General features: G+C 63.9%; 13 protein-coding genes. 4 read left to right on the top strand and 9 right to left on the bottom strand.

What is annotated here, in order from left to right:
- Positions 1 to 13 precede the first annotated feature (13 nt).
- From QGN30_RS15545 to QGN30_RS15520, 6 genes are all read right to left on the bottom strand, one after another.
- Positions 14 to 2,917: an MMPL/RND family transporter gene (locus QGN30_RS15545; RefSeq protein ID WP_095562701.1), complete on the bottom strand. Its 2,904-nt coding sequence runs from the start codon at positions 2,915 to 2,917 to the stop codon at positions 14 to 16.
- Entirely contained in the window at positions 2,914 to 3,348 is a 435-nt protein-coding gene (locus QGN30_RS15540) for an MmpS family transport accessory protein (RefSeq protein ID WP_269147570.1), read from the bottom strand. The genes QGN30_RS15545 and QGN30_RS15540 overlap by 4 nt, the downstream gene beginning before the upstream one ends.
- Positions 3,349 to 3,647: 299 nt before the next feature.
- A complete protein-coding gene (locus tag QGN30_RS15535; protein WP_008256516.1) occupies positions 3,648 to 4,256 on the bottom strand; it encodes a TetR family transcriptional regulator in 609 nt (202 codons plus the stop codon).
- A 189-nt stretch (positions 4,257 to 4,445) separates the two neighbouring features.
- Positions 4,446 to 5,372, bottom strand: coding sequence for an alpha/beta hydrolase (locus QGN30_RS15530; RefSeq protein WP_008256517.1), 927 nt, complete (start codon positions 5,370 to 5,372; stop codon positions 4,446 to 4,448).
- 153 nt (positions 5,373 to 5,525) lie between these two features.
- The gene (locus tag QGN30_RS15525) at positions 5,526 to 6,194 is read right to left on the bottom strand and encodes an enoyl-CoA hydratase-related protein (protein WP_014380091.1); all 669 of its coding nucleotides are present in this window, start codon (positions 6,192 to 6,194) and stop codon (positions 5,526 to 5,528) included.
- Positions 6,195 to 6,229: 35 nt separating this feature from the next.
- Positions 6,230 to 6,859, bottom strand: coding sequence for a TetR/AcrR family transcriptional regulator (locus QGN30_RS15520; protein ID WP_014380092.1), 630 nt, complete (start codon positions 6,857 to 6,859; stop codon positions 6,230 to 6,232).
- A 136-nt stretch (positions 6,860 to 6,995) separates the two neighbouring features.
- Between QGN30_RS15520 and QGN30_RS15515 the strand changes: the two genes are divergently transcribed.
- A complete protein-coding gene (locus tag QGN30_RS15515; RefSeq protein ID WP_095562702.1) occupies positions 6,996 to 8,003 on the top strand; it encodes a CobW family GTP-binding protein in 1,008 nt (335 codons plus the stop codon).
- 26 nt (positions 8,004 to 8,029) lie between these two features.
- A complete protein-coding gene (locus tag QGN30_RS15510; protein ID WP_009954542.1) occupies positions 8,030 to 8,854 on the top strand; it encodes an acyl-CoA thioesterase in 825 nt (274 codons plus the stop codon).
- Between the two features lie 1,493 nt (positions 8,855 to 10,347).
- Here QGN30_RS15510 and QGN30_RS25745 read toward each other — a convergent pair.
- On the bottom strand, positions 10,348 to 10,779 hold the full coding sequence (locus tag QGN30_RS25745; RefSeq protein WP_197538612.1) for a hypothetical protein: 432 nt from the start codon (positions 10,777 to 10,779) through the stop codon (positions 10,348 to 10,350).
- A gap of 115 nt (positions 10,780 to 10,894) precedes the next feature.
- On the opposite strand from QGN30_RS25745, the gene QGN30_RS15500 reads away from it, so the two are divergent.
- On the top strand, positions 10,895 to 11,722 hold the full coding sequence (locus QGN30_RS15500) for a DUF1906 domain-containing protein (protein WP_248923630.1): 828 nt from the start codon (positions 10,895 to 10,897) through the stop codon (positions 11,720 to 11,722).
- 359 nt (positions 11,723 to 12,081) lie between these two features.
- On the opposite strand, the gene QGN30_RS15495 is transcribed toward QGN30_RS15500, so the two are convergent.
- Positions 12,082 to 12,321 carry a hypothetical protein gene (locus tag QGN30_RS15495; protein WP_014382512.1) on the bottom strand — a complete coding sequence of 80 codons (240 nt, stop codon included), beginning with the start codon at positions 12,319 to 12,321 and terminating at the stop codon, positions 12,082 to 12,084.
- 395 nt (positions 12,322 to 12,716) lie between these two features.
- Between QGN30_RS15495 and QGN30_RS15490 the strand changes: the two genes are divergently transcribed.
- Positions 12,717 to 13,514 carry a phosphotransferase family protein gene (locus tag QGN30_RS15490; RefSeq protein ID WP_248923631.1) on the top strand — a complete coding sequence of 266 codons (798 nt, stop codon included), beginning with the start codon at positions 12,717 to 12,719 and terminating at the stop codon, positions 13,512 to 13,514.
- 269 nt (positions 13,515 to 13,783) lie between these two features.
- Here QGN30_RS15490 and QGN30_RS15485 read toward each other — a convergent pair whose 3' ends face one another.
- Entirely contained in the window at positions 13,784 to 14,392 is a 609-nt protein-coding gene (locus QGN30_RS15485) for an LGFP repeat-containing protein (protein ID WP_026071605.1), read from the bottom strand.
- Positions 14,393 to 14,397: the final 5 nt, after the last annotated feature.

Below are 14,397 nucleotides of genomic sequence, written 5' to 3'. Positions count from 1 at the left end.
GCACTCTCGAGCGTCAGGCGTCCGCGGTTACGGATTCGCGCTCTTTGGCGGCGGGTTTGGGCCACGGCGAGGGGACCGGCCGTTGACGCACGTGCTGTGGCCACCAGAACCACTTGCCCAGTAGCGCCGCAATCGATGGTGTCATCAGCGACCGCACGATCAGGGTGTCGAACAGCAGACCCAGCCCGATGGTGGTCCCCACCTGGCCGATGACCGTCAACTCGCTGACGGCCATCGTCATCATCGTGAAGGCGAACACCAGGCCGGCTGAGGTGACCACCGAGCCGGTGCCGCCCATCGAGCGGATGATGCCGGTGTTCAGGCCGGCGTGGATCTCTTCCTTGAACCGCGCGACCAACAGCAGGTTATAGTCGGCGCCCACGGCCAGCAGGATGATCACCGACATCGCGAGCACCATCCAGTGCAGTTCGATGCCGATGAGGTGCTGCCAGATCAGCACCGACAGTCCGAAGGACGCGCCCAGCGACAGCAAAACCGTTCCCACGATGACCGCCGAGGCCACCACACCGCGCGTGATGAGCAGCATGATGATGAAAATCAGGCACAGCGAAGCGATTCCGGCGATCAACAGGTCGTAGGTGTTGCCGTCGCTGAGGTCCTTGTAGATCGACGCGGTGCCGGCGAGGTAGATCTTGGAGCCCTCCAGCGGCGTGCCCTTGAGCGCCTCGTAGGCGGCCTTCTTGATCGCCCCGATGTGCGAAATGCCTTCCTGCGACATCGGATCGCCGTCATGGCTGATGATGAAGCGCACGGCGTGCCCGTCGGGGGAGATGAAGTTCTTCATGCCTTTCTTGAACTCTTTGTTGTTGAAGGTCTCCGGGGGCAGGTAGAACGAGTCGTCGTTCTTGGAGGCGTCGAACGCCTTACCCATGGCGCTGGAGTTCTTCTGCGCCTCTTTCTGCTGATCCTGCAGGCCCTTCTGGGTCGAATACATGGTCAGCATGGTCGTTTTCATCGCCTTCATGTTTTCGATCATGGAAGGCATCAGCGCCACCATCTGGGGCATCAGGGTGTCCAGGTGGTCCATGACCGGCAGCAGACTTTCGATGTCGTCGGTCATGGTGTCGATGCCGTCGAGGCCGTCGAACACCGAGCGCAGCGACCAGCACGCCGGGATGTCATAGCAGTGCTTTTCCCAGTAGAAGTAGCTGCGCATGGGCCGGAAGAAGTCCTCGAAATCGGCCATGTGGTCGCGTAATTCGTTGATGTCGATGGTCATGTCGTGCATCTTTTTGACCATGACGTGCATGTCGTTGGCCATCTGCACGGTGATGCTGGACATCTTTTCCATGCTGTCGATGGTCGTCTGCATCATGTCGGCCTGGTGCAGCATGTCGGCCATCTGATCTTCTTGGTACTTCTGGCTCATCTGCTGGCTGACGCCCTGCATGCTGATCTGGAAGGGAATCGACGTGTGTTCGATCGGCGTGCCCTGCGGGCGGGTGATCGCCTGCACGCGCCCGATGCCCGGGACCCGGAAGACCGTCTTGGCGATCTTGTCGATCACCAAGAAGTCCGCCGAATTCCGCAGATCGTGGTCGCTTTCGATCATCAGCACTTCGGGGTTCATCCGCGCCTGCGAGAAGTGCCGATCCGCGGCCGCATACCCCTCGTTGGCCGGCAGGTCCGTCGGTAGGTAGTTGCGGTCGTTGTAGTTGGTCCGGTACCCGGGCAGGGTCAGCAAGCCCACCAGCGCCACCCCGATGGTCATCACCAGGATCGGGCCGGGCCAGCGCACGACGAGCGCACCGACCTTGCGCCACCCGCGAATCCGTTGCGTGCGCTTGGGTTCCAGTGTCTTACCGAAGCGGATTACCACGGAGATGACCGCGGGACCCAGCGTCAACGCCGCCGCGACGACGACCACCATGCCGATCGCCAGCGGGATACCCAGCGTCTGGAAGTAGGGCAGGTTGGTGAAGTGCAGGCAGAAGGTGGCGCCGGCGATGGTCAAGCCCGACCCGAGCACCACGTGCGCGGTGCCCTTGTACATCGTGTAGTACGCATCTACTCGGGACTCGCCAATAGAGCGGGCTTCCTGATATCGGCCGATCAAGAAGATCGCGTAGTCGGTGGCGGCCGCGATCCCCAAGGTGACCAACAGGTTCGTGGCGAACGTGGAGAGCCCGATGAGCTGGAAATAGCCTAGGAACGCGACCATTCCGCGCGCGGCCGACAGCTCGAGCACCACCATCACCAGCGTGAGCAGCACCGTGATGACGGAGCGATAGACCAACAGCAGCATCGCGATGATGACGGTGAACGTGGCCGCGGTGATGAGCTGCATGCTGCGGTCGCCGGCCTCGTGCTGGTCCGCCGACAACGCCGCGGGACCGGTGACGTAGGCCTTCACCCCTTTGGGTGGGGTCACACTCTTGACGATGTGTTGGACCGATTCCACCGACTCGTTGGCCAAGGCCTCGCCCTGGTTACCGGCGAGGTAGACCTGGACGTAGGCGGCCTTGCCGTCGTTGCTCTGCGCGCCCGCTCCGGTGAGTGGATCGCTCCACATATCTTGTACGTGTTCAACGTGTTTGGAGTCGGCGTCGAGCTTCTTGACGACGTCGTCGTAGTAGGCGTGCGCGTCCGCGCCCAGCGGATTCTGGCCCTCGAGGACGATCATCACCGAGCTGTTGGACTTGTACTCGTTGAACACCGCGCCCATGCGCTTGGTCGCGACGACCGACTGCGCGTCATCCGGTGCCATCGACACCGAGCGCATCTTGCCGACCTCCTCCAGCTGGGGGACGGAGACGTTGAGCACCGCGATGATCGCGATCCAGCCGAGAATGATCGGTACGGCGAACGTCCGGATGAGCCGGGGGATCTTGTCCCGAACGGGTTCGTCGACAACGGGGATGGTGTCGGTGCGGGCGTCGTTGAACGTTGTGCTCATGCGGATTTCACCATGCAGAAGGTCAGGGCGTGTACGCCGTGGGTGAGGTTCTCGTCCTTGACTTCGTCATCGATGGTGATGCGGCAACCGAGGGAGTTGCCGTCGCTTTGTGCCGAGAGGTTCGGGAACACCGACGGGGCGGTGGTGCTCAGGACCAGCGTCCACGGCAGCGGCGCGCCGTCGATCCGCTTCGGGTCGGCGGACAGATCCAGGTAGTTCACGTTGGCTTGGGCGGCCGAGCCGAAGACCTCGTATTTGACGACCTTGGGCTTGAACGGCTTTGACTCATCGAGTCGCGGGCTGGTCATGACGCCCGTGTCGTGCGCGCCGAAGAACGACTTGACCCGAACGACGGCAAATCCGCCGACCAGCACCACCGCCACGATCAACAGCGGCAGCCAGGCGTTGCGCACAAGTCTCGATATCTGCACCTGGGTGATCCCTTCCTCATCACGCGGACGTGACGCGGATCAGCGTTTGCGCGACTGGAGGTCGTGGACAGGTGAGTGCCCACAGTCGCACCGATCAACAACGAATTGCGTGGATTGCTTGGTTCGTGCGCGCAAGACCGTCAAACGCGGTGAAAGTCGCCCATCCCCACTGCCGACGTCCCCGGCGGCGACACCCGGCTCACCTTGTTGCTGAAGCCTCCCCGGGTAACGCCACCAGCGCATAGTACATGATGTGCATACCTTGCAGTGTATGCAACATTTGCTGCTGGTGTTTCAGGTCACTTCGTGAAGATGCTGTTCACCAGCGCGGCGGCACGCTCAACATAGGGCATCGGCGTGTCGGCGGTTTCACTCGCCTCACCGCTCGCCCAGCGTTCCAGGCCCGACCGCACCGCCGTCAGCGCCAGCGCGGAAATTAGCGCGGCCATCTCGTCGTCGGGCTGCATCGCCTGGCGGCGGACGATGATGTCCGTCAACTGGTTCTGGAATCGTTCCAGATCGGCGAGGAACGCCGCCAGGACGGCGGGCGAAGTCTTCGCGAGTTCGAGCATGTGAGCTGCGTGTTCGCGCCGAGGGGGGACGTCGCGCAGGTGGTGTGCCGCCAGGGTGATCAGTTCCGCGAGGACGACCGAGTAGGGGGCGGGTCCGGCGGCGACGAAATCCTCGGCCAGCTCGGCGGGTATGTCAGAGGGGCCGTAGGCGAGTGCGGACTCTTTGTTGGGGAAGTAATTGAAGAACGTGCGGGTCGAGACGCCGGCCTCGGCGCAGATTTCGTCGACCGTGACCTTGTCGAATCCCCGTTCCAGCGTGAGCCGTACGGCGGCGTCGCGGATGTCGGCGCTCGTCTGCCGGCGGCGGCGCTCGCGTAGCCCCAGGGGATTGGCCATACTCATATAGTTGCACGTTGTGCACAGTTTGCAGTCAAAAGGTGCCATCTGGCGGTGCGGAGGCGAGGCCGCCCGGCACCGTCCAGGGCGAGCGGCGGCGTTCCGCGTTCTCGCCGCCTCGCACCAGCCCTGTTCTTGCGCAACATCATTCGGCCAGCCGCTGTGGTGCAAGAGGTGGGTTCGGGCCGGTCATCCGCTGGGGGTGAGGGCGCCCCGCAAATAGTCGCATTGGCTTTGGAAGAACTTCGCCGAGATCGCCGCCTTGTCGGCGATCTGGTCGAACGCGTGAAACGCGCCCGGAACGATCTCCTCCTGCACCGGGACGCCCGCCTCGCGCAGGCGTCGCGCGTACTCCAGACTCTCGGAGTAAAAGAGGTCCAGCGTTCCCACGCCGATCCAGGCGGGCGGCAAGCCCGACAAATCCTTGCGGCGAGCCGGTGCCGCCTCTTCGGGATCGGCACCATTGAGGTACCACTGCCAGGCCAATTGGTTATCGGATTCGGTCCACATGATCCGCCTGGGGCCGTCACGCCGGGCGCCGGTGCGATCGTCGAGCATCGGATACACCAGCATTTGGAAAGCGATTTTGACGTCCTGGCGGTCGTGCGCCCGCTGCGCCACCGCGGCGGCGAAATGCCCGCCGGCGCTGGCGCCGCCGACGGCGACTCGATCCGGGTCCACCCATGGCTGGCGCGCCAGCCAGAGCAGGGCCGCATAACAGTCCTCGACCGGTATCGGGTAGGGGTGTTCGGGGGCTAGCCGGTGTTCGACCGCCGCGATCGCGACGCCGGTGAGCTGAGACAGTTGGCGCAGATACTTGTCGTCCTGGGCGGCGTGGCCCATGATGGTGCCGCCGCCGTGGATCCACAGCAGCGCCGGTGCGTGGTCGGCAAGGCCGGCCGGACGGTGCAGGCGGACGCTGACGTGCTCGTTGACCGCGGCCACCGGCACGGTGCGGATGCGGCCGGCGTTGCCCATCAGGTTCATGATGGCGCGCTGCAGCTTCAGACCGCGGTGCAAGGCGTAACCCCGGGGCAGGAATCGAGCCACTTTGCGAAGACCGGGATCCAAGACATGGGGCGACGTGTAGGCGTTATCGGGAAGGCCGTTTGCCATCGGATGCCTCTGTTCCCTCGCGCCGGCAGACATGCTGACCATACAGGACGCAGGTAATGTCCATGCGTGGGAATTTGAACGAGTTTCAGCGGTATTCGCGCCGTCACGTGTCGGCCCGGCTGCGGACGCATTGGCCAAGCGGCACAGCCCGTTTCAGAGCGCCTCGTCGCTGTCGGTCAGTGCGCGCACGACGTGACCGAACATCGTCTGTTTGATCGCTCCGAGCGTGCCCGGGTCCTTGCCTCCGAATGGGCGAATCTGGTCGACGGCCGTGCCGGTGACCGCGTCCGCCGGACAGGCGACGTCGACGAGGCCGAATTGTGCTGCGTCGGGCCCGGTGAACCGACGGCCCGTAGTCATCGAGGCCACCGCGGCGCGAGGAGTGAGTTTGGACTGGATGAGCGCGGCCATGCCCGGGTTGAACGGAATGCGGATGTCGACCTCGGGAAAACAGAAGTACCCGCGATCGTCGCGCATGGCGCGAAAGTCGTGCGCGATCGCCAGCATTGCTCCGGCACCGAACGCGTGACCGACCACGGCGGCGGCGGTGGGAACGGACAGCGTCAGCACGCGCGCGAGCAGCCGGTGCACCCGATTGATGTACCAGGAGCCCCGGTCGGTGTGGGCGCTCAGCCAGTCCAGATCCAGCCCGTTGGAGTAGAACTTTCCGCCGGCGGTGGTGACCAGCCCCAGGGCGCCATCCGAGATGATCTGATCGAGCGCGGCCTCAACGTCATCCAAAAATGCTGGGGAGAAACGGTTCTCATCGTCGCCCAGCCGGATGATGGCGATCTTGTCGTCGTAATCCAGTTTTACAGCCATGTGTTCCCCTGACTTTCTTTCATGGTTCTCATCGGTCAGCCGCGTCGTTGCCGCGCGGCGGGAGGTCCGATCTCCAGCACGGCGCGCACGGCCGCGCGCAGATGCGCTCGCGCTGTGGCGCTTCCGAGGCGATCTCGCCGGAGCAACAACGCGGTGGGCAGGTCGACGACGCAGCTGGTTATCGTGTCCACCGCCGCCGCGTCCTTGCGCTCCCACACCGCGACCGCAAGCCGCACCATCAAATCGACGAGAAGTTCGTCGAGGCGTCGCAATTCGTCGGCAATGTCGTCGGGGACATCGTCGGCGAGCACTTCCTCGCGGCGCACACGCAACAACAGCGTCGATGAGCCGGGATATTGCTCAGTGAAAACCACCGGCGCGTCGGCGGCGGCCACCACCGCTTCGATGGGACCGCCCGGGTCGGTACCGGTCGCGGCGTCGTCGACAAGTGCCGTCTGTACCGCCAGGAAACGCCGGCCAGCCCGCAGCCAAGCCTGGCCCATCAGCCCGCCCCGCGATGTGAACGTGTGGTACACAGCGCCGTTGGAGACACCCACGGCCGCGCCGACCGCCCGGATGGTCACCGCGCTCGGGCCCGACCGCGCCACCAGGTCCTCGACGGCGTCGAGTACGGCGTCGGGATCGTGAAGGCGGGGCCGCGGCATGCAGCCACCATAACAGAGCGGGTGCTCTATTACGCGCCGGGGCGTGAGTATCTCCCTGTGCCGCGGGGCACGATCCGACCGTGATATGGCGCCGGTTAGCATCGGACGTCCGGATGTCGGTGCGGAAGGTAGGGCATTGGCTGCGATACCCGTCATCGCGCTCACCGGTCATCTCGGCGCTGGCAAGACGACGCTGCTCAACCACTTGTTGCGCCATCCCGGCACCCGAATCGGTGTTGTGGTCAATGATTTCGGCGACATCAACATCGACGCTTCTCTGGTGGCCGGTCACGTCGACGAACCGGCCTCGATCGCCGGCGGATGCATCTGTTGCCTGCCCGATGGCGGTGGGCTCGACGACGCACTCGTCAAACTCGCGGATCCGGCCCGGCGCCTTGATGCCATCGTCGTCGAGGCCAGTGGTCTGGCCGACCCCGTGGCGATCGCGCGGATCATCGGTTTCAGCGAGATACGGGGGGTCCGGCCGGGGGGACTCGTGGATGTCGTCGATGCGGTGAACCATTTCGACACCGTCGACTCCGGGACGCTACCGCCGGTCCGCTATGGTGCGGCGTCGCTGATCGTTGTCAACAAGCTCGACCAAGTGCCTGACTGCGAGAGGTCGGCTGTGGTGCAGCGCGTCACACAGCGTGCGGCGCAACGGAACCCGCACGTTCATGTCGTGGGCACATCGGGTGGCCGGATCGACCCGGAGCTGCTCTTCGACGCGTCTGGCACGTCCGGACAGGTTGGCCAGCTCTCGTTCCTGGACTTGGTGCCCGAGCACGAGCATGACCACGTCCATGCTGATGCGGTCACCGTGGCCGGCGCTGGTTGTATCGACCCCGACGCCCTGGTCGATCTTCTCGAACAGCCGCCTCCGCAGGTGTTCAGGATGAAAGGCATTGTGGCTGTGCGGGAGCGCGCGACCGTGCGCGAATACGTGATCAACTTGGTGGGTGGCGCCGTCCACATCGCGAAGGCGCCGTCGGGAGCCATGGCCAATTGCCTCGTGGCGATCGGGATGCATCTCGACATCCCCGCCGTACGCGCGCGGCTCGATGACGCGCTGCAGCCCGTGTCGGGGTCGGCGTCGGCACCGGCGTTGCGGCGGCTGCAACGGTACCGGCGACTCAGCGCGTGAGTGAGGATCCGGCAAGATACGTCGTGATGTCATCTTCGCTCGGCGACGTGCTCGCCACCTTGGAGCTCGACCGAGTCGATCAGTGGCTCTTCGTCGGGCGGCAGCTTCCCGCGCCCGCCAACCATATACTCGGTGGGCACATCTCGGCTCAGGCGTTGTTGGCGGCAAGCCATACCGCACCGGGCCGAACGCCGCACAGCGTCCACACGTACTTCCTGCGGCCCGGCGACTCGCGTCACCCGGTTGATTTCGAGGTCGTCGACCTCCAAGAAGGCCGGACGTTTTCTGCTCGACGGGTCACCGCACGCCAAGACGGCAAGATTCTGATGGAGGCCATGTCGTCGTTCAAAGTCGCCGATTTCGCTCCCGCGCAGGTCGTCTATCAGCCACCTATGCCGCCGGCTTCCAGCCCGGAATCCCTGCCGTGGGTTGCCCCGCATCTCGCGGAATCCGACGAGACCGCCCAAGGGCGGTGGGCGAGCCTGCGCTGGTTCGAGCGCCGGATCATCGACACCGAGGCTGCTCCGCCCGCACGCGCGCCGATGTGGTGGCGACCCGACGGGCGAGTTCCCGATGACCCGGTGCTGACCGCCAGCCTGGTGGCGTACCTGTCGGCGGTGACGTTGACCGAACCGGCATATGCCGCACGCGGCGGTGTCGGGGCATCGGCGCAGCGCGACCATTCGGTGTGGTTCCACGGCCCGGCGGCGTTGTCGGATTGGCTTCTCTACGACCGGTCCTCGCCGAGTAGCGCCGGTTCGCTGGCACTGGCGAGTGGGACGATGTTCAACCGCACCGGCGAACTGGTGTGCACGGTGAAACAGGAGATGTATTTTCCGACGCACAATTGATGGGACAGTCACAGTGCACGTGCCGATGGTTGACCATCGCAACGCGTGACGTCGCACCGTCTCAATATGGCTGCGCCGCAAGGCAATTCCGTCACAGTGACGTAATTAGGCCATAGGGTTTTCCACGGTGGGGAAGGGGATACGGTGGTCGGGTGCGGTCTGTAGCGCGACCCGGTGTCTCTTCTCCGCCATGTCCTTACACTGTCTCGTGGTGATCGGAGTCTCGTGGAGCTCTCTGTGCCCGACGAAGGAGTCGTAAGCCGAGCCGGCCACGATGTGATCGCAGTAGCGGCTTACCGCCTTGCATAATCGTCACCGTGACGAATCGGGCGGGTCGGGGATTCCCACCCACCTCGCGGGGGCCCGGAAGCCGCTGCGTAAAAGTGCGAGGTAGTGATTGCGAGGCCGCCGGATTGGGTAGTCGGTTTACACTCACGCCCAGCTAAAGTCTGGACGCCTGCGATGGGAGGGCTCGATGAGTGTGTTCGTTCGTCGCGTCGTGTGCACCGTGGCGGTGGCATTAGGACCAATGGCCTACGTGGCGGCGGTATCGTCCGGCGTGGCCTCCGCCCAGCCCCCGGATTGCGGTGCCGGCAACTGGTGGAACCCGGGGGCCAATGCGTGCCAGCCGGTGGCACCGCCGCCCCCTGATTGCGGTCCTGGCAATTGGTGGAATCCCGGGGCCAATGCGTGCCAGCCGACGGCACCCCCTGATTGCGGTCCGGGCAACTGGTGGAACCCGGGGGCCAATGCGTGCCAGCCAGTGGCGCCCCCGCCGCCGGAGTAGCGCCTCGTACGTACCCTCGCCGAGCGCGGCGAGGTGGGATCGGGGCCGTAGCGCGTCCGCGCCCAGCATCGGACCCGCATTGGCCGCACATTGGTGCGGGCCTTATGTGCCGCCGCCACAACGCAATTCGTCACTGTGACGTAATGATGGCGGTAAAGGCCCGGTCAGGCGAGCGAGGCCGAGGATCACTCAATGGGCTGCGCGCGATGTCGTGCGGAAGCGCTCGATCAGACGATCACAAGAGTTGGTTCATTCGCGCGACTGGCGCGTACCCACGCGACAGATTTGCCAACTGAGCGTTCTCGGCTTGCTGCCATGGAAGGCAGTGGACAAGGGTTACTGGACTCGTTTTAGCCCCGCTAGCCGCTTTGTGCCGGTGAGCATTATGCCGATAAGCGACATTATGTCGGGTAATCGGGAGAAGGCTCCACTCTCGGATGTTGCCATCAGTGTCGGTGTCCTGCGGCATGAGTTGGCCATGACATCGACACCGTCAGACTTGGAGTTGATCCGCTGCTCTCCCGTTAATGGGTGCGGACAACTCAAACCCTGAGCAGTACCACGCCCTTCGAGCCGAGCAAGCCTATCGTTGCGGCATTTGCGGTATCAGTGAGGCGGACGTTGATCTCACAGGGTTGGCGGCCGTCCGCGCGCTGATGGTCTGCTCAAGGTTCCGTTCGCCGTAGAGGCGCGAAGCTGCGTCGGGCTAACCCGCCAAAAGGAGATCATCATGCCCGTCGGCCGCGTCTTTGTCGACCGGGTCGTGCGCGGCGATTGCGGTCGTCATATCAGCCCCCGGGACGCCGATAGGCGTTAATGGACGGTCGAAGCTTCGGCTTTCTCGTATATCCGAAGATACGAGCGCGAGATCGCGATTGCGGTAACGATCCTTAGCGACCACAGCACAGTCGTGCTCCTGCACTGCGCGGCGAGCAGGGTGACCCGCGGTGAAGTTGCCATCGTGACTAAAGACCCTCCCTGCTGCGGCGCGGGAGGGATATGCACCAATCCAATATGGATGTTTACCGGCCGATGCTTCGGCTATGCCCACCATCACTTCCGGCAACACCAACGCGCCGACCATGCGCATCGCCGAGCGCGCAGCGCGGGCGATCGTCGGTAGGTCGTTCTCCCGCATGTCCTTTCGCGGTTATAGCCGAACGATCACCGCTTGGTATCTATTTGGGCATGCAACCGCGTTTCGACTGGCGCAGCACTATCGGTAACAACAGTCACATGTTTAACCTTGCGCCGTGCGCAATTTGCCCTCTGCCGCCACCGATGTGCCATTGCGCACTGTCTCCCGGCGCGACGCGCTGCGCTACGCCGCCACGTTGGCCGGTCTGGGTGCCGCATCGGTAGCTTGCGGCGTGCCGACAGCGACTGCCGCCGCTCCCCCTCAGCTGATCGACTTTGCCGCACACCAGATTCCGGCGCAGCAGATCCGGGCTGCCGGCTATAGCGGGGTGGTCAACTACGTCTCGTTGTCACGTCCCGGCTCCTCGTTCGGCGCCAAGCCCATCACTCGGTCCTACGCCGACTCACTGACAGCCGCGGGTTTGGTGATTGTCAGTAACTACCAATACGGCAAGCCGGGCGGGTCGACACCGTCAGACTTCACGCGGGGCTACGCGGGCGGCGTCGCGGATGCGCGCACCGCCTGGCGTTTGCACACCGCGGCAGGCGGCGGCCAGAGTGCGCCGGTTTTCTTCACCATCGACGAGGACATCAACCGCAACACCTGGATTCACACCGCGCTGCCGTGGTTTCGCGGAATCAACTCAGTTCTTGGGGTTCAGCGCACCGGGGTCTACGGAGGTGTCAGGGTCTGCCAGTGGGCCGCGGCCGATGGCGTTATCGGGTCTTCGAGCACACCTGGCCGCCGGTGGGCCTGGCAAACTCGAGCCTGGTCCGGTGATCAGGTCCACCCCGCCGCTGTTCTCTACCAGCGCGTCGTGAGCACCGCGTCCAATCCCGGGCCGAAGGTCGGCGGATTCGAGGTGGACGTCAACGACGTCCTGGCCCCCGACTGCGGCCAGTGGAACCTCCATGCGGGTCGTCCAAGCGGCGACGTGCGATAAGGTGTTGCCGCCACTTCCGGCAATACCAACGCGCCGCTCATGCTCGTCGCAGAGCACGCAGCGCGAGCGTCCATGGAATAAGTCGGTTAAGCGCCGACATCAAAGATGTTGCGGTGCAATCTGACCCAGGGCTGGTGTGGGCTTGTGCGCCAGACGGCAGAACTATGCCGGGTACATCTGATGAATCAGGCCCGCCGGAGGCCGTGCTCACCGAGGACGATCTGAGGCAACCAGCTCGAGAATCTAATCCCGTGTGCACACTGCACCACCTGCCTTTGCATGGTGGAATGTGCCCATATGCAACCGCTGAAAAGCGCCTCACCCTATGTGCGGGTTGACCGATCAGTGAGCTCCGGTCGCTAACTCATTGTCAAGGCCGTGCCCACGGCGACGCTGATCACCACCATGAGGGACACCCAAATCACCGTAATCGACACGCCCACGATCTCTTCTTCCGTGAGGCGCCAACGCGGTTCGTCGACAAGAGCGGTTTCCCTTAGGGGCGCAACCGCGTTGATTGCTGCGACCGCCAAGAGAAGATCGTTCGCGTCGTCCGCATCCTTCTCGATTGCCTCAAGCGCGGCGATTGCGGTCGTCATATGAGCCCCCAGGATTGCGGTCGCCAACAGGTGTTATCTCGTATATCCACGGTAAGAGTGCGAGATCAAGATTGCGGCAACGCTCCTTAACGGTCGCAGCACAACCTCCCCGCTCCAGGAACAATGGGCCATGCGCAGCGCCCGTCCCCTCGAAATCGCGCTCGACATTGCGCTGGCCACTCGGCGATTCTGAAGGCATGACATCGGGACCGGCGCCCGAATACGACGGATTCGAATATGCAGTGTTACCGGTAATCCGGACGGTTCCGCGATCGCACGTCGCGGTTAGCCTTGGTGGCCTGAGGCAAGCTTTGGTCATGACATCGACTCCCTCTGATGTGGAATTAATCCGCCTGAGGTGATCGACGGCTCGGCCCGTTCGACAGGATAAGGCGATGCCGCCGTACGGATTCGACATTGATGATGAGTTGCACGATCAGTTGCGTGCTCCAGTTCCACCGGGCGTACTGGCATGGGTTGAGCGCCAGACAAAGTGTCAGGTCATTGCGCACCGGCCGTTGGAAGGCGGCCAGTCCGCGGCGATTCACCGTCTTGTTCTCGATAACCGAAGCGCTGTGATCCTGCAGCGATTCGTCTTGGATTGGATCCGCGACGAGCCGTGGGCTCCTGCGAACGAGGTCCTGGTCTTAGGTCTTTTGGCCGATACATCGGTTCCAGCGCCGAAGGTGATTGCCGCCGACCCGCACGGACAGGACACCGGTGTGCCCACAGTATTGATGACCGCACTGCCAGGCGCCGTCGTGTGGGACCCACCAGAGCTGGACCCATGGTTGGACGCCGTCATCGACGTCATGATGACGATTCATGCCATACGGGCGCCGCAACAGTTACGCCGGTGGGAGCCTTACCCGCCGGAGAATGCCCCACCGGCGTGGACCCGCTATCGGTGGGCATGGGAACGCGCGGTCACCACGTACCATGATGTGCGCCCAAGCAGCGACCGTGTGTTCTTACACCGCGATTTTCATCCCGGCAACATCTTGTGGCAGCAAGGCAAAATATCCGGACTTGTCGACTGGGTCTCGTCGTGCGCCGGACCCGTCCAGGAGGATATAGCCCACTTCCGCGTGAACCTGGCCATGCACCACGGACAAGCCGTCGCAGATCGCTTCCTGCGGCGCTGGATGCGCGCCAGCGGCCAGTTTGAATACCACCCACCTGGGATCTACTAACTGCGGTGTCTATGGGCGGCGACGAACCCAACCACCAACTCGACGAATTCATCGCAGCCGCCGCCCGCCGCCTCTGACCGCGTTTCCTGATCAACGCCTCCCGCCGACGCGATCACCCCCACAACGCAATGTCCGGGAAGCGGGAAACAGATCACCCATCCACAGGAATTGACAATTCCTCAGCAAACAGGCGGAGGGGGTGTTTTCAGATCAACATTCGTCTGTTGGCGCCCAGACGACGACCCGTGACTGGGAGTTGGGGCCGCGGGCTACAGCCCGGATGGTACGACGTTGCCGTTTACCGTCACTTCGACCTGGCCGGTCTTCGGGTTGTACTCGATTTTGCCGTGCTCGAAGTTCGATACAAGCAGATCGCCAACGGTGTTCACGTCGCTGGTCGGAAAGCCCAGCGGTCCCGCCGACCCGTTGTTGCCGGTGATCGCGGGCGCGCCGTTCGGGTCGCGCGGAACATTCCATGCCTCCCGGATCTTGCCCGTGGTGATAAACGCGGGTGTACCGGCCGCGTCGTTCCTGGCGGTGATCACGCCACCCTGAAACTGCTGAAATACCAAGCCGCTCTCCCGTTTTCCCGCGTTGCGGTCACCCGTCAGCGGTTTGCCGAGGGCCTGCTTCTGATCCTGGGTTGCCGACGAGTACTTGGCGGCGATCGGGCCGGTCAGGATCACCTCGACGTTGCCCTCACCGATGAGCTTCACCTCCGCGGGCGGCGCCGGGGGTTTAGACGTGGAGGTGGCGCTCGCCCCTGCGTGAGGCGGTGCCGACGCGTCGACGCTCTTGCCATTGCCGCAGCCCACAGCAATCAGTGCGACGGCGGCCAGGCCGGCGACTGCCGCGTGGCGGTATGCGATGGTTCTCATGAGCT

The organism is Mycobacterium sp. 3-98 (assembly GCF_035918355.1).
Lineage (GTDB): Bacteria > Actinomycetota > Actinomycetes > Mycobacteriales > Mycobacteriaceae > Mycobacterium > Mycobacterium intracellulare.
Note: the sequence above shows the minus strand (reverse complement) of the source record. Positions and strands in the feature narration are given on the sequence as shown.

What these genes read in the sequence shown, in the direction of transcription:
- QGN30_RS15520 (WP_014380092.1), bottom strand. Translation starts at nt 6,859, where the DNA reads ATGCCGCGGCCCCGCCTTCACGATCCCGACGCCGTACTCGACGCCGTC.
- QGN30_RS15530 (WP_008256517.1), bottom strand. Translation starts at nt 5,372, where the DNA reads ATGGCAAACGGCCTTCCCGATAACGCCTACACGTCGCCCCATGTCTTG.
- QGN30_RS15510 (WP_009954542.1), top strand. Translation starts at nt 8,030, where the DNA reads ATGTCATCTTCGCTCGGCGACGTGCTCGCCACCTTGGAGCTCGACCGA.
- QGN30_RS15545 (WP_095562701.1), bottom strand. Translation starts at nt 2,917, where the DNA reads ATGAGCACAACGTTCAACGACGCCCGCACCGACACCATCCCCGTTGTC.
- QGN30_RS15525 (WP_014380091.1), bottom strand. Translation starts at nt 6,194, where the DNA reads ATGGCTGTAAAACTGGATTACGACGACAAGATCGCCATCATCCGGCTG.
- QGN30_RS15535 (WP_008256516.1), bottom strand. Translation starts at nt 4,256, where the DNA reads ATGGCCAATCCCCTGGGGCTACGCGAGCGCCGCCGCCGGCAGACGAGC.
- QGN30_RS15485 (WP_026071605.1), bottom strand. Translation starts at nt 14,392, where the DNA reads ATGAGAACCATCGCATACCGCCACGCGGCAGTCGCCGGCCTGGCCGCC.
- QGN30_RS15495 (WP_014382512.1), bottom strand. Translation starts at nt 12,321, where the DNA reads ATGACGACCGCAATCGCCGCGCTTGAGGCAATCGAGAAGGATGCGGAC.
- QGN30_RS15490 (WP_248923631.1), top strand. Translation starts at nt 12,717, where the DNA reads ATGCCGCCGTACGGATTCGACATTGATGATGAGTTGCACGATCAGTTG.
- QGN30_RS25745 (WP_197538612.1), bottom strand. Translation starts at nt 10,779, where the DNA reads ATGCGGGAGAACGACCTACCGACGATCGCCCGCGCTGCGCGCTCGGCG.